Source organism: Thermobifida fusca YX (assembly GCF_000012405.1).
GTDB classification, from domain to species: domain Bacteria; phylum Actinomycetota; class Actinomycetes; order Streptosporangiales; family Streptosporangiaceae; genus Thermobifida; species Thermobifida fusca.
Map to the genome: position 1 here is coordinate 2,190,901 of NC_007333.1, position 23,101 is coordinate 2,214,001.

21 protein-coding genes are annotated in these 23,101 nt (G+C 68.6%); 4 read left to right on the plus strand and 17 right to left on the minus strand.

Translation table 11 applies throughout. The features are described from left to right. Positions 1 to 23: 23 nt before the first annotated feature. The 9 genes from TFU_RS09200 to TFU_RS09240 form a co-directional block, all read right to left on the minus strand. On the minus strand, positions 24 to 278 hold the full coding sequence (locus tag TFU_RS09200) for a phosphopantetheine-binding protein (protein WP_011292292.1): 255 nt from the start codon (positions 276 to 278) through the stop codon (positions 24 to 26). 30 nt (positions 279 to 308) lie between these two features. Then, the gene (locus TFU_RS09205) at positions 309 to 1,625 is read right to left on the minus strand and encodes a lysine N(6)-hydroxylase/L-ornithine N(5)-oxygenase family protein (protein ID WP_011292293.1); all 1,317 of its coding nucleotides are present in this window, start codon (positions 1,623 to 1,625) and stop codon (positions 309 to 311) included. 3 nt (positions 1,626 to 1,628) lie between these two features. After that, positions 1,629 to 2,294: an isochorismatase family protein gene (locus tag TFU_RS09210; protein ID WP_011292294.1), complete on the minus strand. Its 666-nt coding sequence runs from the start codon at positions 2,292 to 2,294 to the stop codon at positions 1,629 to 1,631. After that, positions 2,291 to 3,922 carry a (2,3-dihydroxybenzoyl)adenylate synthase gene (locus TFU_RS09215; RefSeq protein WP_011292295.1) on the minus strand — a complete coding sequence of 544 codons (1,632 nt, stop codon included), beginning with the start codon at positions 3,920 to 3,922 and terminating at the stop codon, positions 2,291 to 2,293. Before TFU_RS09215 ends, TFU_RS09210 begins: the two co-directional genes overlap by 4 nt. Before the next feature lie 20 nt (positions 3,923 to 3,942). Then, the gene (locus tag TFU_RS09220) at positions 3,943 to 5,124 is read right to left on the minus strand and encodes an isochorismate synthase (protein WP_011292296.1); all 1,182 of its coding nucleotides are present in this window, start codon (positions 5,122 to 5,124) and stop codon (positions 3,943 to 3,945) included. 75 nt (positions 5,125 to 5,199) lie between these two features. Further along, positions 5,200 to 5,982 (minus strand): 2,3-dihydro-2,3-dihydroxybenzoate dehydrogenase, encoded by a 783-nt coding sequence (locus TFU_RS09225; protein WP_011292297.1) that lies wholly within the window; start codon positions 5,980 to 5,982, stop codon positions 5,200 to 5,202. A 449-nt stretch (positions 5,983 to 6,431) separates the two neighbouring features. Next, positions 6,432 to 7,166 carry a TIGR03943 family putative permease subunit gene (locus TFU_RS09230; RefSeq protein WP_011292298.1) on the minus strand — a complete coding sequence of 245 codons (735 nt, stop codon included), beginning with the start codon at positions 7,164 to 7,166 and terminating at the stop codon, positions 6,432 to 6,434. Next, positions 7,163 to 8,236: a permease gene (locus TFU_RS09235; RefSeq protein WP_011292299.1), complete on the minus strand. Its 1,074-nt coding sequence runs from the start codon at positions 8,234 to 8,236 to the stop codon at positions 7,163 to 7,165. The genes TFU_RS09230 and TFU_RS09235 overlap by 4 nt, the downstream gene beginning before the upstream one ends. A 286-nt stretch (positions 8,237 to 8,522) precedes the next feature. Beyond that, the gene (locus TFU_RS09240; protein ID WP_011292300.1) at positions 8,523 to 9,536 is read right to left on the minus strand and encodes an NADP-dependent oxidoreductase; all 1,014 of its coding nucleotides are present in this window, start codon (positions 9,534 to 9,536) and stop codon (positions 8,523 to 8,525) included. Positions 9,537 to 9,691: 155 nt separating this feature from the next. Here TFU_RS09240 and TFU_RS09245 point away from each other — a divergent pair, with 155 nt between their 5' ends. Further along, positions 9,692 to 10,036, plus strand: coding sequence for an HGxxPAAW family protein (locus TFU_RS09245; RefSeq protein WP_011292301.1), 345 nt, complete (start codon positions 9,692 to 9,694; stop codon positions 10,034 to 10,036). Positions 10,037 to 10,194: 158 nt separating this feature from the next. Here the strand turns inward: TFU_RS09245 and TFU_RS09250 are convergent, their stop codons facing one another. The 5 genes from TFU_RS09250 to TFU_RS09270 all read right to left on the minus strand — a co-directional run bounded on the left by TFU_RS09250 (position 10,195) and on the right by TFU_RS09270 (position 15,056). Then, positions 10,195 to 11,022 carry an enoyl-CoA hydratase/isomerase family protein gene (locus TFU_RS09250; RefSeq protein ID WP_011292302.1) on the minus strand — a complete coding sequence of 276 codons (828 nt, stop codon included), beginning with the start codon at positions 11,020 to 11,022 and terminating at the stop codon, positions 10,195 to 10,197. 88 nt (positions 11,023 to 11,110) lie between these two features. After that, entirely contained in the window at positions 11,111 to 11,323 is a 213-nt protein-coding gene (locus TFU_RS09255; RefSeq protein WP_011292303.1) for a helix-turn-helix domain-containing protein, read from the minus strand. Between the two features lie 153 nt (positions 11,324 to 11,476). Beyond that, positions 11,477 to 13,075, minus strand: coding sequence for an ABC-F family ATP-binding cassette domain-containing protein (locus TFU_RS09260; RefSeq protein ID WP_011292304.1), 1,599 nt, complete (start codon positions 13,073 to 13,075; stop codon positions 11,477 to 11,479). A 165-nt stretch (positions 13,076 to 13,240) separates the two neighbouring features. Beyond that, positions 13,241 to 14,491: an AI-2E family transporter gene (locus TFU_RS09265; protein WP_370491954.1), complete on the minus strand. Its 1,251-nt coding sequence runs from the start codon at positions 14,489 to 14,491 to the stop codon at positions 13,241 to 13,243. 157 nt (positions 14,492 to 14,648) lie between these two features. Continuing rightward, complete coding sequence (locus tag TFU_RS09270; protein ID WP_011292306.1) at positions 14,649 to 15,056, minus strand: YccF domain-containing protein; 408 nt, start codon at positions 15,054 to 15,056, stop codon at positions 14,649 to 14,651. Positions 15,057 to 15,659: 603 nt separating this feature from the next. Between TFU_RS09270 and TFU_RS09275 the strand changes: the two genes are divergently transcribed. Then, on the plus strand, positions 15,660 to 15,959 hold the full coding sequence (locus TFU_RS09275; RefSeq protein WP_011292307.1) for a WhiB family transcriptional regulator: 300 nt from the start codon (positions 15,660 to 15,662) through the stop codon (positions 15,957 to 15,959). Positions 15,960 to 16,116: 157 nt separating this feature from the next. On the opposite strand, the gene TFU_RS09280 is transcribed toward TFU_RS09275, so the two are convergent. Further along, positions 16,117 to 17,409, minus strand: a complete 1,293-nt coding sequence (locus TFU_RS09280) for a phosphoribosyltransferase family protein (protein ID WP_011292308.1) — start codon at positions 17,407 to 17,409, stop codon at positions 16,117 to 16,119. Positions 17,410 to 17,718: 309 nt separating this feature from the next. Here TFU_RS09280 and TFU_RS09285 point away from each other — a divergent pair, with 309 nt between their 5' ends. Further along, positions 17,719 to 18,930, plus strand: coding sequence for an MFS transporter (locus tag TFU_RS09285; protein ID WP_011292309.1), 1,212 nt, complete (start codon positions 17,719 to 17,721; stop codon positions 18,928 to 18,930). 82 nt (positions 18,931 to 19,012) lie between these two features. On the opposite strand, the gene TFU_RS09290 is transcribed toward TFU_RS09285, so the two are convergent. Beyond that, positions 19,013 to 19,732, minus strand: coding sequence for an HNH endonuclease family protein (locus tag TFU_RS09290; protein ID WP_011292310.1), 720 nt, complete (start codon positions 19,730 to 19,732; stop codon positions 19,013 to 19,015). Between the two features lie 53 nt (positions 19,733 to 19,785). Continuing rightward, positions 19,786 to 20,919 carry a YihY/virulence factor BrkB family protein gene (locus TFU_RS09295; protein ID WP_255266147.1) on the minus strand — a complete coding sequence of 378 codons (1,134 nt, stop codon included), beginning with the start codon at positions 20,917 to 20,919 and terminating at the stop codon, positions 19,786 to 19,788. A 469-nt stretch (positions 20,920 to 21,388) separates the two neighbouring features. Here TFU_RS09295 and TFU_RS09300 point away from each other — a divergent pair, with 469 nt between their 5' ends. Beyond that, the gene (locus tag TFU_RS09300) at positions 21,389 to 23,083 is read left to right on the plus strand and encodes a nitrite/sulfite reductase (protein WP_011292312.1); all 1,695 of its coding nucleotides are present in this window, start codon (positions 21,389 to 21,391) and stop codon (positions 23,081 to 23,083) included. Positions 23,084 to 23,101: the final 18 nt, after the last annotated feature.

The following is a 23,101-nucleotide window of genomic DNA, read 5'->3' on the forward strand; positions in this document are numbered from 1 at the left end:
TGCTCCTTAGACACGGGGCGGGGTTAGGGCTGCTGGGTGAGGAGCACCAGCCAGGCCGCGATGGTGGGTTCTTCCGCGAGGTCGGCGAAGTCGGCGGAGATGCCGTCTTTCCGCCAGGTTTCGAGGAGGCTCATCAACCTGATGGAGTCCAGTCCCCGGTCCAGCAGGTTTTCGTGGGGGTCGATGGAGTCGGCGGGTTCGCCGAGCAGCCGGGCGATGTCGGCGCGCATCCGCTCTTCGGTGATCACAGAGTGACGTACCGTGTCGTCGTTGGTCATGGTTGTCTCCGTTGCGGGGGTTTGCAGTGGTTAGGACGTGGCGCGGCGCGCTTCGATGGAGTCGATGATCTCGGCGGCGCGGGTGGCGACGTTGGACAGCAGCACCGAGGAGATCCCGTGCGTGTGCTCGGTGCCGCCCTGCAGGTACAGGCCGCAGGTGACGGTGTCGTCGGTGACGATCCGGTAGTCGCGCTGCAGAGAAGGCCGACCGGCGGCGTCGAACACGCAGTGGTGGCCGAGGTCGCCGAGCAGCGGCCGGATGTCCACCGGCTGGTAGCCGGTCGCGTAGACCACGTGGTCGACGGTGAGCACGGTCTGTTTTCCGCTGACCTGGTCTTCCAGGGTGAGGTCGACCCGGTCGTCGGTCTCGGTAAGCGCGACGACTCGCGTCATGTTGTGGATCTGCAGCCGCGGTTTTCCGCGGACGCGTTCGGCGTAGAAGCGCCGGTACAGTTCAGCGATGAGGTCCGGGTCCACCGCGGAGTAGTTCGTGTTGCGGTGGTAGTGCATGAGTTCGTCTTTGAACTCTTGGGGTGCGTCGTAGTAGGCATCGACTGCCTCGGGGTCGAAGATGCGGTTGGCGAACGGGGTGTCGTCGGACGGGCTGTAGCCGTAGCGGGAGAACACCGCGTGGACGGGGAGGTCGGCGAACCGCTGGTGGAGGTGGCCGACGACTTCGGCAGCGCTCTGTCCTGCCCCCACCACCGCGAAACCGTGCACCGGGGCTGCGGGCAGGTCAGCGAGGCGGTGTAACAGGTGTTCGCTGTGCCAGACCCGGTCTGAGGGGTGCACCCCCTCGGGCATGCTGGGGCGCAGGCCGGGGGCGAGGACGACGTTGCGGGCGCGTTCCACGGTTTCCCGGCCGGCAGTGTCGCGGGCGACGACGTCGAGGTAGACGACTTTCCCGTGCCGGGTGACGGGGCGCAGCGCCACCACGTGCTGTCCGTAGCGCACCTGGTCGCTGACCCGCTGGGCGCACCACACCAGGTAGTCGTGGAATTCGGCGCGCAGCGGGAAGAGCGTCTTGTGGTTGATGAAGTCGTGCAGCCGTCCCATCCGGTGGAGGAAGGACAGGAAGCTAAAGTCGCTGGCCGGGTTGCGGGGGGTGACCAGGTCTTTGAGGAAGGAGATCTGCATGGTGGCGTCGTCCAGCAGCATCCCCTGGTGCCAGCTGAAGCGTTCTTGGCGTTCCAGGAACAGCCCGGTGGGGGCTTTTCCGCCTGCGGCGCGGCGCTCTCGCAGCGCAATGGCCAGGCCCAGGTTGGAGGGGCCGAAGCCGACGCCGACCAGGTCGTGGACGGGGCGTTCGGAGGTGTCGGACACCTCGTGGTCGAGGGACGGTGTCATGGGTCAGCCTCCGGTTTCCACGTCGACGCGGGCGGAACGCAGCGCGGCGAGCGCATCTGCTGTGCTGGTCACCATTGCGCAGCGGGTGGCCGCGTAGGTCAGGGCGAACCGGTGCTCCTCGGCGCTGAAGTCCGCGGTCGCGTCGGCGACGAGGAACGGTTGGATGTCGCGCATGAACGCGTCGGCAGCGGTGAGCAGGCACCCGATGTGGGCGTAGACGCCGGTGACGATGATCTGGTCCCGGTTGAGGTCGGCGAGGCGGGCTGCCAGGTCGGTGCCGACGAATGCGCTGTAGCGTGCTTTGACGACCACCAGGTCGGTGGGTCGGGGGGCGATCCGGGTGTCGATGGCCGTGTGTTCGTCGGTAGCGCTCATGCCGCGCCCCCAGAAGTGGAGTTCCAGGCCGCGTTGTGCCGGGTCCATACCACCGGGTTTTACGGTGTAGATCACAGGGATTCCGAGGGTCCGGCAGGTGTCGGCCAGGGTGGAGATGTTGGTGAGCACGCCCCGCAGCGGATCCGCGCTCTCTGCGTAGGGGCGCAGGAAGTAGCGCTGCATGTCGTGGACGAGGAGCACCGCACGGGCAGGGGTGATCTGCCACTCTGCCCGGTTGGCGGGCAACTGGTCCACGGTGGGCAGCGGATAGGGGGTGATGGCTGGCAGGCTCATCGGGTGGTGTCCAATCTACGTGCGAGTTCCCGGCGGAGTTCGCTGCGGGAGATCTTTCCGACGCCGGTGACGGGGAAGCGGTCCACGAATTCGACCCGGTCGGGGATCTTGTAGGAGGCCAGGCCCCGTTCGCGGAGGAAGCGCAGCAGTTCGCTCCGGCTGGGTGGTTCGGTGCGCGCGATGACGTAGGCGCAGACGCGTTCCCCCAGGTAGGGGTCGCTCATGCCGACCACGGCCGCGTCGTGGACGGCAGGGTGGGCCAGGATGTGGTTCTCCACTTCTTCCGCGGAGACCTTCTCGCCGCCCCGGTTGATCTGGTCTTTGGCGCGGCCTTCGACGACGAGGTGGCCGGTGGGGGTGCGGCGCACCAGGTCCCCGGTGCGGTAGAAGCCGTCGGGGGTGAACGCGGTGGCGTTGTGCTCCTCGGCCCGGTAGTAGCCGCGGATGGTGTAGGGGCCGCGGGTGAGCAGGTGGCCGACTTCGCCGTCGGGCACCGGCCGGTCGGCCTCGTCGACGATGCGGATCTCGTCGTCCGGGCTGATCGGCCGCCCCTGGGTGGTGGTGATGATGTCGTCGGGGTCGTCGAGCCGGGTGTAGTTGACCAGCCCTTCGGCCATGCCGAACACCTGCTGGAGGGTGCAGCCGAGGACGGGGCGGACCCGGCGGGCCGCTTCCGGGGCGAACTTGGCGCCGCCGACTTGCAGGACGCGCAGTGAAGAGAGGTCCCGGTGGCTCTGGGAGCCGTGCTCCACCGCGTCCAGCCACTGCAGCGCGATCGGGGGGACGACCGCGGTGATCGTGACCCGCTCGGTTTCGATGAGGGAGAACGCGGTGTCAGGGGAAGGGTTGGGGGCGAGCACGACGGTGCCTCCAGCGTGAAAGGTGCCGAGGAAGCCGGGGGAGCTCATCGGGAAGTTGTGCACGGCGGGCAGCGCCGCAAGGTAGACGGTGTCGGTGCCGAGGGCGCAGATCTCCGCGCTGGCCCGCACCGAGTACAGGTAGTCGTCGTGGGTCCGGGGGATGAGCTTGGGCAGCCCGGTGGTGCCGCCGGAGAGTTGGAGGAAGGCCGCGTCGCTCGCCTCGGGCCGAGTGAAGACGCCGGGGTCGGGCCGGTCGGCACGGAGCTCGGCCAGCGGGGTGAAGCCGCCCGGCTCCCCGACGACCACCACGTGTTCGGGGGCAGTGCCGGCGTGGCGCAGCTGCGCGGCCATGGTCCGGTAGTCGAAACCGGCGTGCCGGTCAGGGATGATGAGTGCTTTCGCCTGGGCCGTGGTGCACAGGTGGGTGATTTCGTGGGCCCGGTGGGCGGGGAGCGCGTACACCGGCAGCGCGCCGAGCCGGAACAGCGCGAAGACCACTTCGAACAGTTCTGGGATGTTGGGGAGTTGGACGACGACGCGGTCGCCCGCGGCAATGCCGAGCCGGGCCAGCCCGGTGGCGAGGACCGCGGAGCGCTCCCCCAGTTCGGCATAGGTCCAGCGCTGGCCCGCGCCGACCACGGCGAGGCGGTCGGCGAAACGGCGGGTGCGGTCGGTGACGAAGTCGCTGAAAGTCTCCCCGGTCCAGTACCCCGCCTCGCGGTAGCGGACGGCGAACTCCGCGGGCCAGGGGGTGCAGCCGTCGAGCATCAGGGTCCTTTCCATGGGGGTTACCGGAGCTGGTCGGCTCCGAGGGCGAGCAGCAGGGTGCGGAATTTGGCGGTGGTTTCCGCGAGTTCGGCCTCGGGGTCGGAGTCGGGCATGATGCCGCCGCCCGCAAACAGTTCGGCGGTGGCGCCGTGGATGTCGGCGCAGCGGATGGTCACCACCCATTCGCCGTCGCCGGCGGCGTCGGTGTAGCCGACAGCCCCGGTGTAGAAGCCGCGGTCGAACGGTTCGAGTTCGGCGATGGCCGCATAGGCCTGGTCGGTGGGATAGCCGCAGACCGCGGGGGTGGGGTGGAGGGCCTGGGCCAGCACGTGGACGGGGGTGCGCGGGTCGCGCAGTTCGCCGGTGACCTGGGTGGCCAGGTGCCACATGGTGGGAGTGGTGACCGGCTGGGGTTCGTCGGGGACATCCAGGGAGCGGCAGTAGGGGCGGAGCGCTTCGACGACGGCTTCCACGACGACGGCGTGTTCGGCGCGGTCTTTGGCGGAGGCGAGCAGGGCAGCGCCGCGTTCCCGGTCCCGGGTCGGGTCGGTGTCGCGGGGGCGGGAGCCCGCGAGCGGGCGGGACACCACGGCGCGGCCGTGTTTGGCGACGAGCAGTTCCGGGCTGGCCCCGACGAGGGTGCGCGGACGGCTGTCGGGGGCAGGCAGGTCGGCGGCGAAGGTGAACCCGCCGGGGTTGGCTTGCGCGAGGTTGGCGAGTACCGCGGCGACGTCCACGTCGTGGCTGCTGGTCAGGCGGAGGCAGCGGGCCAGGACAACTTTGCGCAGCCGGGTGCTGTCTGGGCTGGCCAGGAGGGCGACGGCGCGTTTGACCGCGGCGGTGTGTGCGGCGGGGTCGGGAACGGGGGTGGCGGTCCAGGTGCCGTTCCGGGGGCGCCGCGCGCGGGTGGCGCCGGTGCCGGGCATGATCGCGGGGCCGCGCTGCACGGTTGCGGGGATGACGAGGCGAGCGGGTGCGGTCCGGTTGAAGGGGAGCGCTCCGACCGCGACGGCGTGCCGTCCCGGCTCGGCGGCGGTGGCGTGCAGTGCATCGGACAGGTCGTCGACCCCGGTCACGGTGGTCAGGACGCCTTGCCCGAGCAGCGACCCGGAAGGGGAGGTGAAGAAGAAGTCCCGGGGACGGTAGGCGTCCAGGAGTTCAGTGACGGTCGCGGCCGGGGTGGCGACGCACTGTCGGGGCATCGTTGGCCTTTCTTTCGGGCACGCTGGGGGAACGGGCCGCGCGGGCCCGCGGTTCACTGTGGGGCAGGGCGACGGTCAGCGCAGGGAGGCGCCGCCGTCGACATACAGGTCGTGCAGGGTGATGTGCCGTGCTGCGGGGGAGGCGAGGAAGCACACGGCGTCGGCGATGTCCTCGGGGCGGGCGATGCGCCCCAGGGGGATGCCGATCCGGTACAGGTCGGGGTCTCCAGCGACGGCGTCGGCTTCGGTGTAGCCTTCCGGGCGCATCGCCCACAGCATGGGGGTGTCAGTGGTGCCGGGGGACACCACGTTGCAGCGGATGCCGTGCGGTGCGAGTTCTAGGCCGAGCGACTTGGTGAAGGCGACTGCGGCGGCTTTGGATGCGGCGTAGGCGGCCATGGCGGCGCGGGGGACGCCGGCCGCGTTGGATGCCACAGTGATGATGCAGCCGCGGCGGCGGGGCACCATCTGCCGTGCCGCGGCGCGGGAGACGGTGAACACCCCGGTGGCGTTGACCGCGATCAGGTCGTGCCAGTCGTGGTCGGGGCAGTCGACGACGGGTCCGGTGCGCAGGATGCCGGCGGCGTTGACCAGGATGTCGACGGGGCCCAGGTCGTGTTCGATCTCGTCGAAGAGGCGCTCCACTCCCGCGGTGTCGGTGACGTCGCGCGCGTAGCCTTTTCCGCGCTGCCCGGCCTGCGCCAGGCCGGTGACGGTCTGGGCAGTGCTTTCGGGGTTGACGTCGACTGCGGCGACCGCGGCGCCCTGCGCGGCGAGAGCCGTGGCGACAGCGCGTCCGATCCCGCCTCCTGCACCGGTGACGACGGCGACCGATCCTGCGATCCCCTTATGGGACACGTCTCCCCCACACAGCTCCGCAAGAAACCAACTAAGGCAAACCTTGCCTAACTACCGCCGACAGTCTCAATGCAGAGAGCCGCGGAAGTCAACCCGCACAATTCCGACATTTGTGCACAAAATGCGCAAATTTGCGAACAAGAAGTGTTCGAGTAATCACACCACTAAGGCATTGCATAATTCGCAGTCAGCACTTCCTGCCCCGACTCGGAGCGACATCCCTCCCGAGGCGAGCACCGCCCCCGCCCCGCGCATCTGCTGACCACAGCAGCAACCACCACTCAGGGAAACTCGGAACATACTCGCAGTGACGAGACGAGGAGCGGGCTGCCGCTGCCCCTTCATACCGGGACCGCCGCTCGCGCCTCGTTCCCGCTCCCGGCACGCCCTCTCCCGGAAAGCGGCGCAGCACACATGGGCGGCCCGGGGTCCCCGGCCGCGGCAGCACGCTACTCGTAGGGGTCGGGAGGATGGTCGACGGGGACCATCTCTGTCACCTCGAACCGGTGGTCGCGCACCCGGCGAATGTCACCCTCCGGTTCCACCCACCGGCCGGTTACGGTCCACCACGAATCCGCGGGCGGCTCCTCCTGGTTGACGATCAGCACCCGGTTCACGATGGCGTCGGCGGCGCAACAGGCGATCTGGAGCCGGGCCAGGTACCAGCCCTCCCCGTCCGGGTTGGGCACCGCGAACCCGGTAAGCCGGATCTCCCGTCCGGCCATGCTGCGCTCTTCGTCGGTCCAGGCCCGCACCACGAATTCGCGCAGCGACATCTCCACCGGCCCGTCCGCATCAGGGGTGTCTGCGGGGACGTCATCCGGCAGGGCGCGTTCCACCGCTGCTGCGGGGTCGGCTGCCGCCGCCGTGTAGGCCCCCAGCGCGGGCGGCGCCACCACGAAGATCACCACGACCGGCAGCAACAGCAGCCACGCCACCACCGGAGCCCGCCCGTGGTTGTGGCCGTGGGCGGGATCATGCCCCGGTTCCGCCTCATCCTCCGGCGATCGCAGTTCCGCGACCACCGCCACCAGGCCGAGCAGCACCAGCACTGCCCCGGCGGCGATCAGGAACGGCCGGAACTCGCCGCGCACGTAGTTGAGGTAGTCCTGGGAGGCCACAGTCACACTCAGCGCAGCCGCTCCCAGCAGCACCATCACCATGCCCTGCGCCAGGCGGTTCACAGCAGCAGTCCTCCCACCAGCACCGTGCCCAGCAGGGTCGCTGCCAGGGTGAGGGGGACGAAGCGGCGTACGAACGCCCAGCCGAACGCCCCGGCCTGCAAGGCGATGAGCTTCAGGTCCACCATCGGCCCAACCACGAGGAAAGCGAGTTTGGCGGTAGCAGAGAACTCGGTGAAGCTCACCACGACGAACGCGTCGGCTTCCGAGCAGATCGACAGCACCACGGCCAGCAGCGCCAGCGCCAGCACGGAAAGCACCGGAGTGTCGGCGACAGCCGCCAGCCACTCCCGCGGCACCAGCACGTTCACCCCCGAGGCAACCAGTCCCCCCAAGACGAGGAACCCTCCGGCGTGCATCAGGTCGTGCCGCATCGTGTCGGCAAACGCCCGCCACCCCGTGGTTCTCCCTCCCCCGGTGCGGGGCAGCCGCAGCCAGTCGGACCTGCCGAATGCGGCCCACAGCCAGCCCACCGCGACCGCGGCCCCCAAGGAAGCGAGAAAACGCGCCACAGCCATCTCCGGCTGCCCGGGGAAGGCGACCATGGTCGCCACGATCACGACCGGGTTGATGGCGGGCGCGGCGAGCAGGAAGGTGAGCGCAGCCGCCGGGGGCACCCCGCGCCGGATCAGCCCGCCAGCGACCGGCACCGACGCGCATTCGCACCCGGGGAGCACCGCACCGGAGAGCCCGGCCGCGGGGACCGCGAGCGCCGCCCGGCGCGGAACGATCCGCTGCCACACCTGTGGCGGGACCAGCGCGGTGATGGCGGCAGACAGCGCCACCCCGAACACGAGGAACGGCAGTGCCTGCAGGCTGATGGCGGTGAAGACCGTGGCCCACGCCAGGAATGCCTCGTGGGTCAACCGTCCGGCCAGCAGCGCCTGTCCCGCAAGCAGCACCGCGATGAACAGCACAAACCACCAGACCGTGGCGGTAGTGCGGGACCGTGGCGGGCGTCCCCACTCCGGTGGCGGGAGCTCCTGGCCGTCAGCAGGCTCGTCCCAGTCGCGGATCAGGGATGCGCCGAGGGAAGGAGTGGAGGCGGGGGTGCGGGAGGGTTGTTCCGACACGCGGAGTCCTCACTGAATGTAGGAAGATCACCACTGCGGGTCATGCTACCCCTGAGTGCGCCGGCTTCTCTGGGGTTTTGGAAAACTCGGCGGGAAACACCCCATGGAATTCGCCACGCCCGAAACCCCGCGGGCAGTGTTCTCTGCCTCCCCAGTCCGCAGCGGGACGGCCGCGCCCCTCGCCCGCACACCTCGGGGAGGCCTGGGACGTGTTCGCCCTATACCCGGCCTGCGGCGCGGCGACACGCCCCGCACGCAGGCCGGTTCGCGGTCTCCCAGCGCAGGGCTACTCCGCGACGCGGACCACCATCTTGCCGATGTTGCCGCCGCGCAGCATCGAGATGAACGCCTCCGGCGTGCGCTCCAGGCCTTCCACGACCGTCTCGCGGACTTTGATCCGTCCGTCGGCGACGGCGGGGGCGACCTCGCGCTGGAACTCCTCAGCGAGGTGGGGTTCGTCGCTCACGATGAAGCCGCGCAGGGTCAGCCGCTTGGTGACGATCTGGAACAGGTTGCGCGGCGCTCGCGGCGCGCTGGTCGCGTTGTAACCCGAGATCGCCCCGCAGATCGCAAACCGCGCGAAGTCGTTGGCGCAGGCGATTGCCGCCTCCAAGTGGTCGCCGCCCACATTGTCGAAGTACACGTCGATGCCGTCCGGAGCAGCGTCGGCCAGTTGTTCGCGCACCGGGGCGGCCCGGTAGTCGAAAGCCGCGTCGAAGCCCAGTTCGTCGCGCAGGTAGGCGACCTTCTCCGGGGAACCGGCGCTGCCGATCACCCGCCGAGCCCCGTACAGCGCGGCGAGCTGGCCGACCATGCTGCCCACGGCACCGGCCGCGCCGGAGACGAACACGGTGTCGCCTTCCCGTATCCCGGCTTTGTGCCGCAGGCCCACATAGGCGGTCAGACCGGGCATCCCCAGCGCTCCCAGGTAGACGCTGGGGTCCACCGGACTGTCGGCGGGGAGGGGACGGACTCGGGAGGCGGGCAGCAGGGCGTGCGACCGCCAGCCCGCGTTGTGCACCACCAGTGTCCCCGTCGGCACCGCCGGATCGGTGCTGGCTTCGACCACGCCCACGGCGCCGCCTTCCATGGGGGCGTTGAGCTCGTAAGGGTCGGTGTAGGTCCGTACCCCGGACATCTTCCCCCGCATGTAGGGGTCGACAGAGAGCACCAGGTTGCGGACCAGCAGCTCCCCGGGACCGGGATCAGGAAGGGTGCGGGTAACGAGCGCGAAGTCGGTCACCGCGGGCTCGCCCTGCGGCCGGGCGATCAGGTGGAACTCGCGTGCGGTTGTCGGCATAGCTCTCCTTGGCTGCTTGTGGGACTGTCCCTCCCCATGTCCCAGAACGACCTTCCCATACCCACCGGTATGGCGCGGTGCGGGGGTGGGGTGTCCCGTTACCCGGTGTTTGGGAACCGCCGCGCCGGGCAGCGTGCCTGCCAGGAGGTGCCCGCATGATGAGCCCTATGGACCGTCAACGGCACGCCGGCGATACCGCCGACATCAGCGCATCGGAGAAACGCTACTCGCACTGGGGACGGCCCAGTTCCTGGATTGCTGTGACCTTGATGATCCTCGGCTTCCTGGTCGGCGGGGTCGGCCTGACCCTGGGCCCGCCCCAATGGGCCGTGGTGATCGGCGGCGCGGTGATCTTCGCAATCGGCGGGATCATCGCCTACGCCATCGACATCTTCAAAGACACCGGGGTGGCTGAAGAACCCGAGAAGTACCTGGACGACAGCCTCGAGCACGGAGAACACCCGCTCGGCGCGGAGGAGGAGCACCACCGGGCCTCCTGACGCACGACCGGTTCCGTCCGCCGGCAGACAACTGCATAGGGCATGAGCACCGCAGCGTGGCGTCCGTGCGGCGGGGGCCGCCCACGGTGCGGCTCAGGGCAGCGCTGCCCAGCGGTCCGCTGCCTGGTCCAGCCCGCAGGGCGGGCGCGCCGGCGGGTTCAGGGACGGCGCGGCGCCGCGGATGCCTTGGCCAGCTCGGCAAGCCGCGCAAGCTGGGCGGTGCGTTCGACCCGGGCCTGCGTGGCCAGGTCGTTGCGTCCCGCTTGGAGCAGCAGTTCTTTGGTGGCCCGCGCCGCCGCGGCAGGTACGGCGAGGAGCTGCGCCACGAGTGCGTCGACTGCCGCGTCGAGCTCCGCGTCGGCGACCACGCGCTCTGCCAGCCGAAGCTGCGCCGCCTCTGCGGCATCGATCGTGCGGGCGGTCAGGCATAGTTCAATGGCGCGGTTGACCCCGACCAGCTCCACCAAGGGTTGGGTCCCGGTGAGGTCCGGCACGAGGCCCAGCGCCGGCTCTTTCATGCACAACTGGGCGGTGTCGGACAGGATGCGGATGTCGCAGGAGAGTGCAAGCTGGAATCCCGCGCCGATGGCGTGTCCGCGCACCGCGGCGATGGAGACAATGTCGGCGCGTCGCAGCCAGAGGAATCCCTCCTGGTAGGAGGCGATCACCTGGTCCAGGGCCGCGGTGCTGTTCGGATCACGGGCCAACAGGGTGAACGGGGTCGGCTCGCCGTCGACTTTCCCGGCTTGGAACATGTCCAGGTCGATCCCTGAGGAAAAGGTCGGACCCTCTCCCGTGATGACGACAATTCGGACAGCCTGGGGAAGGGTGTGGCCGATACGGGCCAGCTCTGTCCACATCCGGCCAGTCATGGCGTTGCGCCGGTGAGGCCTCGACAGCGTGATCCGTGCGACCTCTCCGTCGATCGTCAGTGTGAGTCCAGCCGCAGCGAGTTCTTCCGCTGTGGGGGCCTTCGTCTGCGCCATCGCACACGCCTTTCACCCAAGGGATCGCGAGCCCACCCGATTCCTACCAACGAGTAACATAGCAGTTCACGGGTTGCCCACCCTAGGGTCACCCCCGGTTGCGTCTGGTCGCGCCTCCCCTGCCCCGCAGTGTCGCTCCCGCTTCGAGCAGCAGCCGGTGCACAAAGCCATAGGAGCGGCCGGTTGCCGCAGCCAGCGCGCGGATGCTCTCCCCGTTGTCGTAGCGCCGTTTCAGGTCAGAGGCCAGATCTGACCGCTCCTCTCCGGTCACCCGGGTGCCCTTGCGCGACGTCTCGGACACAAGTACCTCCCGATGCTCTCGGTACGGCAACGAAGTCGCTTGCTGCCATGATCAGACATGGCGGCTTCAGTGGGCTACCCATTGAGACCGGAAAACCACATACTTCCTCCGGCGACCGTGTTTCGGTTATGGCGAAACTACGTCCAAAATGACTCAAGCCAGCGCCACGAGATCGGTGAACTCCGCGTCCCAGAAGTCCTCCACCCCGTCGGGCAGGAAGACCACCCGTTCCGGTTGGAGGGCCTCCACCGCGCCCTCGTCGTGAGTCACCAAGACGATCGCTCCCCGGTAGGTGCGGAGCGCGTTGAGGACCTCGTCCCGGCTCGCCGGATCCAAGTTGTTGGTCGGCTCGTCCAGCAGCAGCACGTTGGCGCTGGACACCACGAGCGTGGCCAGGGCCAGCCGCGTCTTCTCCCCGCCGGAGAGCACCCGCACGGGCTTGTACACGTCGTCCCCGCTGAACAGGAAGGACCCCAGCACACGGCGGACCTCCACCTCGGGCAGGTCCGGGGCCGCGCTCACCATGTTCTCCAGCACCGTGCGGTCGAGGTCGAGCTCTTCATGCTCCTGGGCGTAGTAGCCGAGCCGTAGACCGTGCCCGCGGATCACCCGGCCGGTGTCGGGCTGCTCGATCCCCGCCAGCAGGCGCAGCAGCGTCGTCTTGCCCGCACCGTTCAGCCCGAGGACCACCACTCGGCTGCCGCGGTCCACTGCCAGGTCCACCCCGGAGAACACTTCCAGTGAACCGTACGACTTCGACAGTCCTTCCGCGGCGAGCGGGGTGCGCCCGCATGGCGCGGGATCCGGAAGGCGGAGCTTAGCGACCCGGTCCGGCCCCCGTTCCTCCTCGACCGACTCGAGCAGCCGCTCCGCCCGGTGGAGCATCTGCTGGGCGGCGCGGGCCCGGCTGGCTTTCGCCCGGAACCGTTCGGCCTGCCGCTGCAGCGCCGCCGCCTGCTTCTCCGCGTTGGCGCGCTCCCGCTTGCGGCGCCGCTCGTCGGCCTCCCGCTGTTCCAGGTAGGCCCGCCAGCCCATGTTGTAGATGTCGAGAGTGCTGCGGCTGGCATCCAGGTAGAACACCTTGTTGACGACGTGCTCGATCAGGTCCACGTCGTGGCTGATGACCACGAGCCCGCCCTGGTAGGACTTGAGGAAGTCGCGCAGCCAGGCGATGGAGTCGCCGTCGAGGTGGTTGGTGGGCTCGTCCAGCAGCAGCGTATCCGCCCCGCTGAACAGGATGCGGGCCAGTTCCACGCGGCGCCGCTGCCCGCCGGAGAGGGTGCGCAGCGGCTGGGTGAGGATCCGCTGTTCCAAGCCCAGGCTGGAAGCGATCGACGCCGCTTCGGCTTCCGCCGCGTACCCGCCGAGCACGTGCAGGCGCTCCTCGAGCCGCGCGTAGGCGCGCACCCCCTGGTCCCGAATCTTGGGGACCTCGCTGGCCATTTTCTGTTCCGCGACGCGCAACTGACGCAGCACCTCGTCGATTCCGCGGGCCGAGAGAATACGGTCGCGCGCCACTACGTCCAGGTCACCGGTCCGCGGATCCTGCGGCAAATAGCCGACCGTGCCGGTTCGGGTGACCTTTCCCGCGGCCGGAATCGCCTCCCCCGCCAGCACTTTGGTCAAGGTGGTCTTGCCCGCGCCGTTGCGGCCGACGAGACCAATGCGATCACCCGGCCCCACCTGGAAAGACGCAGGCGCCAGCAGCAGGCGTGCGCCCACCCGGAGCTCAAGGTCAGAGGCGATGATCATGGGTCGTGAAAAGCTTTCTTCACATCCGGCGTCGACAGCAGTGGGTCGGATAGCAGGCGGCCCTTGGGAAAAGGAGCCGTTCACGCAGGAAAAACCGTCCGGCAGCCGCCGTCACTACAGCGCGGAATCGCTGGTCGTCTCATTTCGACAGCGGCACCGGGCCGATTATTCCCCCTTCTCTGCGGTGCGGTGGGCTTTGTCTGCGTGCTCTCCGCTCCGCTCTGCAGCGCTGTCCCGGGCCGAGGGCCGCGCGCCAGCAGCGGACCGCTCCTCCCCTGCTCCGGGGCGCTGCGGTGTCTCCGCTGTTTCCTGTTCCTGGGCAGAGGCCTCCACCGTGAATGGCCGGTTGCGCAGCAGCACGGCCAGGACGGCGACCACCGGTGTGGCGAGGAACGCCCCGGTGATCCCGCCAATGATCGACCCTACGGAAATCGAGAGCAGGACCACGGCCGACGGCAGTTCCAGGGAGCGCCCGTAGATCCGAGGCGCGATGATGTGGCTCTCCAGTTGCTGCACGGCAATGGTTCCGGCCAGCACCACCACCGCCATCCACAGTCCTTCGACGACCAAGGCCACGAGCACGGAGACCAGCCCAGCCAGGAACGCGCCGATCACCGGGAGGAACGCGCCGATGAAGGTGAGGATGACCAGCGGCATCACGAGGGAGAGGTCATCCCAGAACACGAAGAGCAGGACCGCGCCGATACCGATCGCGTCGATGAGGCCGACGAGAGCGACCCCGCGCACGTAGCGTCCGATGACGTCGTAGGTCAGTTCCCCGGCGTCCCGCAGGGCGCGGCGGGTGGCGGACGGGAAGAGCGAACGCACCCACCGCATCAACTCGTCCCCGGAGTGGACGAAGTAGATGGTGAGCACAATGACGAGGATGATCCCGACCAGCACTTCGCCTACCGCGACCGCACCCGCCCAGGCGCCGCTGATCAACTGGCTGCTGTTGCGCTGGATCCACTGCTGGGCGCTGGCGATCCACTCGTTGATGAGCTGGTCGTCCATCCCGAACGAGGCGGCGATCTGCTGCAGGGTGACCACCGACTCGTTGATGCTGGCCACGATGGCGTCGAACCCGGAGATCGCGGGAAGCACGATGAGGGTGACGACGCCTCCGAAGATGATGACCGCGCCCAGCACGCTGATGGTCGTGGACAGCCCTCGTCCCAGTCCGCGGTCCCGGAGCCACTGGGTGGGTGGCATGAGCAGCGCGGTGACAAAGACCGCGAGAATGACGGGGATGGTCACCACCCGGATGTAGATGGCGCCCCAGAGGATGAGCGCGATCACGACGCCGATGATGAGCAGCCGCCAGGCCACGTCGCTGGCCTTGCGCAGCAGGTCGTCTTCGACTTCGGGAACGGGAGGCGCCTCTTCCACCACCACGCGGACCTCCCGCTCGGGCAATCGCACGCTCCTGGCGGCCTTCCGCAGCGTCCATGTGGTGGGCCAGTTCCAGCGCACTCTGCGTCTCCCTCTTCCCGATGGTCGTGCTTCCGGGTCCTCCGTCCCCGTCAATAGTGGCACTCTGCGGCCCGGACTGTCCGCTTGTTAAAGCAAGGTGTCAGATGCCCCAGGTGCTGCGCTGTGTTCCTACGGGCACGATCTCGTTGCCGAACGGCGCCAGCGCCACCGGGATCAGTTTGAGAGAAGCCCAGGCCATGGGGATACCGATGATCGTGACAGCCAGCCCGATCGCTGTGGCGATGTGCTCCAGGGCCAGCCACCACCCGGCCACAATGATCCAGATGATATTGCCGATCGTGCTCCCGGTGCCCGCTCCCGGTTTGCGGACCAGGGTCCGGCCGAACGGCCAGAGCGCGTAGCTGGCCATCCGGAAGGACGCCACCCCGAAGGGGATGGTCACGATGAGCAGGCAGCAGAGCACACCGGCGAGGGCGTAGCCCACGGCCAGCCAGAAGCCCGCAACGAACAACCAGATGACGTTGAGGATGAACCGCAGCAGAGTCACTGGCCCCACTTTCTCCTGTCCGTTTCGCCGCTCTCGTCTCGCGGCCGTGCCTGCCCGGTATGACGACGAGAGGCCCGTCCTGGTTCCGGACTGCGGTGACCTGCATGTTCCCGAGCCTCCTCGGTTCCGGGCACTACCCTCAGCGCTGGAAGCCAGTCCGAAATTGTGACCTGGTTATCAGAACCGTTCCCTGGAACGGGAACGACTGTCCCCATACGATGGTTTTGTCTGGGCTCCGGCCCGGACCGTGACGTCTTCCCGGCGATGTCGGATCTGCTTCCGGTGCGTCAGAGCGCCGCATCCGGAAAGATCCGATTTCGATAACGGTTGAGCGAGTAATTTCCCTACCCCCGTGCGGAATCGGGAGCGGGGATGGCATGATTACGTACCGGTTCGCGGGGAGAGCGTTCCCACCGCCTCCGCAGCCTCGTGCGTGAGCACCCGCCGGTTCGGCAAATCTGCGCCTACGTGCTCTCAACCTCACGGGAACACCAGAGCAGAGCTCAGCGTTATTGCTGTGCCGGGTCGCTTACGCGGCTTTATCCAATTTGTTCATCAGCTTGCACACAGCTTACTGCGATTTTATGTAGAGGTGGTTCAACCATGTCTCAGGTACGTCGGCAGGCCACGCTGCGCCCCCGCCCGAGCTGGGGGTGGCAGGATGCCGCCGCGTGCCGGGGCGAGGACCTTGTGCTCTTCTTCGGTCCCGACGGCGAGCGTCAGCCGGAACGGGAGATTCGTGAGCGCAAGGCCAAGGAGATCTGCGCTCACTGCCCTGTCCGTACGGAATGTCTCGACTACGCGATCTCGCGTCCCGAGAAGTACGGAACCTGGGGTGGACTCAACGAGGACGAGCGCGCGTCCGAGCGTCGGCGCCGGATGCGTCGCGCTAACGCAGCCTGATTCTGCCGCCCCGGCCGGGAGTAATTTCTCACCGATTCTCCCACACTGATTGATCGCCCGACCATCAGGGTCATTCACCGTGGCGCCCCGACAAGCACGTCGAGGGCGCCACGGTGTGTTTCTTACCCATCTTTATTCCCATTTTTCGCGATTTTCATCACAGAATCCGATCGAACCACTCGGCAGCGCGCACCCCAACCCTGCGCCACTCTTCCGGCTGGTGCAGCAGCTGTTCGGCTCCCGCCACGATCTCGACCGCGGTCGGCCCGGTCATCCGGCCCAGCGTCCACTCGGCGAGCTCCCGAACAAAAGAGTCGGATCCCTGCACGAGGACCAGGGTGGGCGCGCGCACCTGGGTGAGGGCTTCGCCGGCCAGGTCGACGCGGCCCCCGTGGGTGACGACCGCCCCCACCTCTCCGGGGAGCCGGGCAGCCGCATCCAACGCTCCCGGCGCGGCCTGCCCGGCGCCGAGCAGCGCGATCGGCGCACTGGCCACCACAGGGGTGCGGCGGATCCAGCGCACCCCGGCCGCCAGGCGCTCCCCCAGCACTGCCGGGGCCAACTCGTCGGCTTCCGGGCTCGCTTCCGTGGGAGTGAGCAGGTCGAGCAGCAGAGTCGCATACCCCGCGGCGCGCAGCACCGTCCCGATCGCCTGGTTGTGCGGGGCGAGCCGGCCGTGCCCCGAGGCCATGACCACGGTGCCGCGCACCACCGAGGGGACGATGAGCTCTCCTTCGAGTTCGACCCCGCCCGCCGAAAAGCGCGCCGGATACCGGGAATCCCCGCTCTCTCCCAGGTCGCGGTGCTCGGCGAGCAGGGCAGCGACCTGTCCCTCGTCGACTTCGGAGAAATCCCGGTACCACCGGTCCAGCGAGTGGAAGGTCTCGGGGACGGCGAGCGCGACGACGCGGTCGGCCTCCTCCTGGAGGCGTTCCACCGCCTCGGTCGAGGCGACGGGCAGGGCGAGCACCAGCCGCGCGGGACGGTGTCGGCGCACCATACGCAGCGCTGCGCGGGCGGTGCTGCCGGTGGTGGCGCCGTCGTCGACGACGATGACGTCCCGGTCGGTCAGCCGCGGCAGTGTCCGGGCCCCCCGGTACATTTCGCGGCTGTGGGTGATCTTGTCCCGGGCTTCCGCGACGACGTCGGAGAGCCGGTTGCGGGGGATCCGCAGCCGGGCCAGGGCAGTGTCGTCGTAGCAGACGTGTCCGTCTTCGTCGACCGCGCCTAGGTCCACGTCGGGCCGGTCCGGCAGGCTGATCCGGTTGACCACGGCCACATCGAGCGGGGCGTGCAGGACGCGGGCGACCTCGGCGCCCACCGTCACCCCGCCTCTCGGCAGGGCGATGACGACGGGGGTGGCTCCGATGACGTCGCGTACGCGCTCCGCCAGCCAGTGTCCGGCGACGGTCCGATCGGGGAAAGGCAGGGATACGGGTAGTGGACTCACGGTGACCACCGCAGACTTCTCAGGTAAGCAGGGTGATACTGCCCTACCCGTTCCATGCCGTCGACCAACCCTGCTACTCCTGTTGTTTTGCCTGGTCAAAAGGTAAAGAACCGTTGACTTGCTGCGCGGCTGCACGTCGCGCTGTCTGCCGGGGTGCGGGCGCGGTGCTCCGGCTTCCCCCTGCCGACAGGGACCTGCTCGCCGCGGGGAGTTACGCCACTGCCCTGATTGGCCCTAGGATCACCCCGGATCGCCACCGTGATCCTGTTTTGCGGATGATTCTCCGCAACCGCCGCGCTCTGAGGAGGTTTGTTGTCCGGTCATCGGCTGAATTCCGCGGCGCCTGACCCGGCAGCGCGGCGGGCCCGCTGGGGGGTTGCCGGGCTGTTCGCGAGCAACGGGCTCGGCTATCCCTCTGTAGTGCCGTGGCTCCCCGAGATCAAAAACCAGCTTGAGCTGTCCAATACGGCTCTGGGCACCGCGATCGCTGCCATGCCGCTGGGTGCGCTGCTGACCGGTATGCTCGCCGGACCGTTCATCTCCCGGTGGGGCAGCGGCCGTACCGCGGTGGTCTGCGCGCTGGTGTCCACGTGGCTGCTGCCGGTGATCGCGCTGGCACCCCAATGGGGGGTGCTGGTGGCCATCCTGTTCGTCATCGGCTGCGTGGACACGTGGTGCGATGCGGCGATGAACGCTCACGGGCTGCGGGTACAGCGCCGCTACGGGCGCAGCATTATCAACACCTTCCACGCGGTGTGGAGTGTGGCGGCGGTCGCGGGCGGCCTGCTGGGCGCAGCCGCGGTCGGACTGCGGCTGCCTTTCCTGGTCTTCCTCATCGGGCTCGCATGCATGCTCACCGGACTCGTGGTGGCCTCGTCGCGGCTGCTCTTGGACGGCCCGGAGCACGCCGAACGCAGCGCGGCCTCTCTCGGGGACGGCGCCCGATGGTTTCCGGCTGCGCGAGCAGTGGGGCTGATGGTGGCGCTCGGTGTCCTCCTCATGCTCGCAGCCGCGGTGGAGGACGCGGCAGCGTCCTGGGGTGCGGTTTACATGCGGGACAGCATCGGGGCGACAGCGTTCCTCGCGGGGCTGCCGTTCGTCGCCTGCCAGGCGGCGATGACCGCGGGGCGACTGGCCGGGGACCGGCTGACCGATGCGTTCGGGGCGGTGGCGGTGGCACGGACCGGTCTGCTGCTGTCCGCGGTGGGGTTGAGCGGGGCACTGCTGTTCCCCACCCCGGTGACCACCGTGGTGGGCTTCGGGTTGTGCGGGTTGGGTGTGGCCACCCTGTTCCCGTTGACGCTGGCCGCTGCGGGCGAGATCCCCGGGGTGCACAGCGGGACCGGTGTGTCTATGGTGGCCTGGCTGGCCCGGCTCGGTTTCCTGGCGTTCCCGCCGCTGGTCGGCCTGGTCGCGGACGCGACTTCGCTGCGGGTCGGCCTGGCCCTCTTCCCTGTCGCCGCGCTCATCGGCGCTGCCTTGGCCACCAGTCTCCGGCCCCGCACCTCAGAAGACGGGTGACCCCGCAGGTACGCAGGCACACCGCGTCTGCGGGGTCAGCAGAAACGGGATCCGATCCCCGGACTACCCGGGCCGCACCTGCTTACGCGCAGGTGTCGAGCATGGCGGAGAGCCCTTGGTAGTCCTCTGGGGAGACGGGGAGGTCGTACCGGTAGAGCACGTCGATGTAGCGGATGGCGTAGGTGCACTGGAATGCCTCGTGGGGCTGCCATTCGCCGGGGCCGGCGTCGCCTTTCTGCTGGTTGGCCGGGCCGTCAGAGGCTAGGAGGTTGCCGGGGTCGTTGGCGAACTCGATGCGGGTCTCGCGGTCCCATTCACTGGCGCCCATCCGCCAGGCCAGGGAGAGCGGCACGATGTGGTCGATCTGCACGGCCCGCGGGTCGTCCGCGGTGAACTCGATGGTCTTCCCGGTGTACGGGTCGTGCAGCGTACCGGAGAGGACTTTGCAGCCGTCGGAGGCGAGCTGCACATTGTCGAGGTCGCGGGCAAGGATGTCGTTGCGCGTGGAACACCCGTTGCTGTCGGTGTCGATCCAGCCGTGGCCGAACTCTTCCCTCCGGTAGTCGCCGCGCGGAGCAGGTTCCGCGAGCTGCAGTGACTCGAGCTGCTCCCAGGCCGCGGCCGCATCCGGGTCTTCGCTTTGCGGGGCATAGGGCTCACTTGGCGACGGTGTGGCGAGCCCGTCTTCCAGTTCGGCGAGTACGTCGTCGAGGAACTGGCAGCCGGCCGTGGTGAAGAGCACTGCGGCGGCCGCCGCTGCGATCCCGATCCGCGTTCTGCCGAGGCGCTGCGTGGGGGGCATGGAAGCTCAGTCTCCTGTCATCACTACGAGGGGGTACCGCGATCTACTCTGCCTCAGCGGCGGCGCCGGCGCGGGCGGGCAGGCCGCCGGCGGGCTGCGGCAGCGCGATCGGGCCGGGGGGAGGACTGCACTTCGGAGTTTTTCCCCGCCCGGCTTTCAGCAACCCTCGTGTCCTGCTCGCGCGCCTGGGCGATCCGCTGCAGGGCCTGCTCGTGGCGTTCTGCGAGGCGGACCGCGCTGGCCTGGCGGCGGGCGGCGAGCTCGGCCCGGGCCCGCGCGGTTTCCGCGACCGGCCACATGGCGTCGATCTCGGCGTTGAGGGAGGATCCGGCCAGCACGGCGAGCGCGGTCAGGTACAGCCAGATCACGATGATGATGGGCGCGGTGAGCGGACCGTAGAGGTTCACCTGTCCGAAGGAGGCTTCCAGGTAGAGCCGCAACCCTACGGTGCCGCAGAGCAGGATGAGGACGGCAGCGATCGCTCCCGGCAGTTGGCGGACCAGGGAGGTGCGCACCGGGACGCTCAAGGTGTAGAGGGCCACGATGCTGCCGAGGCTGAGCAGTCCCACCAGCGGCCAGTAGCCCAGGTGGAGGTAGGTGTCGGCTGCGGGGAGCAGGGCGCGGAGTGCGTCCGGGCCCGCGACCACAGCCGGGAGCACGACCAGCGCGAACAGCAGCGCCCCGAGGTAAGCAACGAACGCGAGCAGGCGGCGGCGCAGGTAGCCGCGCATGCCTTCCAGCCCGTAGGCGATGGTGATGGCCTCGATGAACACGCTCATGGCGCGGGAGCCGGACCAGAGTGAGACGAGGAAGGTGAGCGAGAGCACCCCGCCGTGGGCGCCACCGAGAAAGTCGTCGACAAGGGGTTCGACGGTGGTCTGCACGGCTTCAGCGGTCAGGACGGTGGCGGCCAGGTCCAGCATCCAGGCGCGGATCTCCACTACTGTCTGGTGGCCGAGCACCGAGCTGAGGTGGCCCAGGGTGCCGACGAGGCCGAGGAGGAGGGACGGCAGGGACAGGAGGGAGAAGAACGCGGACTCGGCGGCCAACCCGATGATGCGGACTCGCAGCGCGGACCGCACCGTGCGGGCGACCAGCATGGCTGCGGCGCCGGAGCGGGGGTGGCGGTCAGGCCAGGTTCTGACCGCTTCCTGGAGCCGCTCGAGGTTCGCCCATTGAGGTCGCACACCTTCGAACATAGCCCTGAAATGTCCGTTTTGCCGTATGCCCTGCGGGGATCGTCGTGGTTTCCTCGCTGTTCCGTTGACGAACCGTAATTCGGAGCCGCCTTCGACGCTGTGATACGACTCACGAAACTTTTCCCACTTAGTGGGTAGACAAATCATTGACGGCATGACATGGTCGTTGCCATGATCGCTGCCCTCGACCCCATGCTCTGCGTGCGCCGTCACGTGGACTACCTTCGGGTCCGCAGCGCTCTCTGTCGCAACGTCGCCTCAACGCCTAGCTGCTGAGCACCAGTTCCGCCCTGGGTGTGCTCGCACCGACGTTGCCCCTCCTCTCCGCTGTTATGTGCCGCATTACAGTCCGGTCGGACGGGTGTCGGGCCGCGACGCGCCCAGAACGCGATTGACCGGACTCGCAGAGTCACGGTCCGCGCCCCGGTGGACGACATAGACTCGGAGGACTTCACCCATGCCGTCCGCACCCACACCGACCGGCCGTCCCGCCAGGAAGACGACGCGCCCGCGCCGCGGCGAGGGGCAGTGGGCTCTCGGCTACCGCGAGCCGCTCAACAAGAACGAAGAGATCAAAAAGAACGATGATGGGCTCAACGTCCGCAAGCGCATCATCGACATCTACTCCAAACAGGGCTTCGATTCCATCGACCCTGCCGACCTGCGCGGACGATTCCGCTGGTACGGACTCTACACCCAGCGCGCCCCGGGGATCGACGGCGGTAAGACAGCGGTGCTGGAGCCCGAGGAGCTCGACGACCGCTACTTCATGATGCGGGTCCGCACCGACGGCGGACAGCTCAACGTGGCGCAGCTCCGCGTGCTCGCGGAAGTATCCACCGCCTACGGCCGGGACACCGCCGACATCACCGACCGGCAGAACATCCAGATGCACTGGGTGCGTATCGAGGACGTCCCCACCATCTGGGAGCGGCTGGAAAGCGTGGGGCTCACCACCACCGAAGCCTGCGGCGACACCCCTCGCGGCCTGCTCGGCTGCCCGCTGGCCGGGATCGCCGAAGACGAGATCATCGACGCCACCCCGCAGCTCCGCCAAATCGTCGCCGACCACATCGGCAGCCCGCTCTTCTCCAACCTGCCGCGCAAGTTCAAGACCGCGATCGACGGGTGTGCCGTGCACTGCACCAACTACGAGGTCAACGACGTGGCTTTCGTCGGCGTCATCGGACCCGACGGTACGCCCGGTTACGACCTGTTCGTCGGCGGCGGCCTGTCCACGAACCCGATGTTCGCCCAGCGGCTCGGCGCGTTCGTCCGCCCCGAACAGGTCAGCGAAGTGTGGGCGGGCGTCTGCTCCGTGTTCCGCGACTACGGCTACCGCCGGCTCCGGCACCGCGCCCGCATCAAGTTCCTCATCAAAGACTGGGGTCCGCAGAAGTTCCGCGAAGTACTGGAGAAGGAATACCTCGGCTACTCGCTGCCGGACGGCCCCGAACCGGTCCTCGACCCGGGCACCCGCCGCGACCACGTGGGCATCCACCGGCAGAAGGACGGCCGCTTCTTCGTGGGCTTCGCCCCTCGGGTGGGCCGGGTCAGCGGCACCATCCTGGGACGGATCGCCGACATCGCTGAAGCGCACGGCTCGAACCGGGTGCGTACCACCGCCGACCAGAAGCTGGCGATCCTGGACATCACCGAAGACCGGCTGGACTCGGTCGTGGCCGCGCTCGAAGCCGAAGATCTCCAGGTGAACCCCAGCGTCTTCCGCCGGCAGACCATGGCCTGCACCGGCATCGAATACTGCAAGCTCGCCATCGTCGAAACCAAGAACCGCGCGATGGCCCTCATCGACGAGTTGGAGCGCCGCCTCCCCGACTTCACCGAACCGCTCACCATCAACGTCAACGGCTGCCCGAACGCCTGCGCCCGCACCCAGATCGCGGACATCGGGTTGAAAGGCCAGCTCGTCACCGACGCCCACGGCAACCAGGTGGAAGGCTTCCAAATCCACTTGGGCGGAGGACTGGGCCTGCAAGCCGGGTTCGGCCGCAAGGTGCGCGGGCTGAAGACGACCGCCGCGGAACTCCCCGACTACATCGAACGGGTAGTGCGCCGGTTCGCGGAGCAGCGGCAGGCCGAAGAGACCTTCGCGGAATGGGTGGCACGCGCAGACGAGGCGGACTTGAAATGAGCGCTCAGCGAAGCCACG

What these genes read in the sequence shown, in the direction of transcription:
- TFU_RS09200 (WP_011292292.1), bottom strand. Translation starts at nt 278, where the DNA reads ATGACCAACGACGACACGGTACGTCACTCTGTGATCACCGAAGAGCGG.
- TFU_RS09205 (WP_011292293.1), bottom strand. Translation starts at nt 1,625, where the DNA reads ATGACACCGTCCCTCGACCACGAGGTGTCCGACACCTCCGAACGCCCC.
- TFU_RS09210 (WP_011292294.1), bottom strand. Translation starts at nt 2,294, where the DNA reads ATGAGCCTGCCAGCCATCACCCCCTATCCGCTGCCCACCGTGGACCAG.
- TFU_RS09215 (WP_011292295.1), bottom strand. Translation starts at nt 3,922, where the DNA reads ATGCTCGACGGCTGCACCCCCTGGCCCGCGGAGTTCGCCGTCCGCTAC.
- TFU_RS09220 (WP_011292296.1), bottom strand. Translation starts at nt 5,124, where the DNA reads ATGCCCCGACAGTGCGTCGCCACCCCGGCCGCGACCGTCACTGAACTC.
- TFU_RS09240 (WP_011292300.1), bottom strand. Translation starts at nt 9,536, where the DNA reads ATGCCGACAACCGCACGCGAGTTCCACCTGATCGCCCGGCCGCAGGGC.
- TFU_RS09245 (WP_011292301.1), top strand. Translation starts at nt 9,692, where the DNA reads ATGATGAGCCCTATGGACCGTCAACGGCACGCCGGCGATACCGCCGAC.
- TFU_RS09250 (WP_011292302.1), bottom strand. Translation starts at nt 11,022, where the DNA reads ATGGCGCAGACGAAGGCCCCCACAGCGGAAGAACTCGCTGCGGCTGGA.
- TFU_RS09260 (WP_011292304.1), bottom strand. Translation starts at nt 13,075, where the DNA reads ATGATCATCGCCTCTGACCTTGAGCTCCGGGTGGGCGCACGCCTGCTG.
- TFU_RS09275 (WP_011292307.1), top strand. Translation starts at nt 15,660, where the DNA reads ATGTCTCAGGTACGTCGGCAGGCCACGCTGCGCCCCCGCCCGAGCTGG.
- TFU_RS09290 (WP_011292310.1), bottom strand. Translation starts at nt 19,732, where the DNA reads ATGCCCCCCACGCAGCGCCTCGGCAGAACGCGGATCGGGATCGCAGCG.
- TFU_RS09300 (WP_011292312.1), top strand. Translation starts at nt 21,389, where the DNA reads ATGCCGTCCGCACCCACACCGACCGGCCGTCCCGCCAGGAAGACGACG.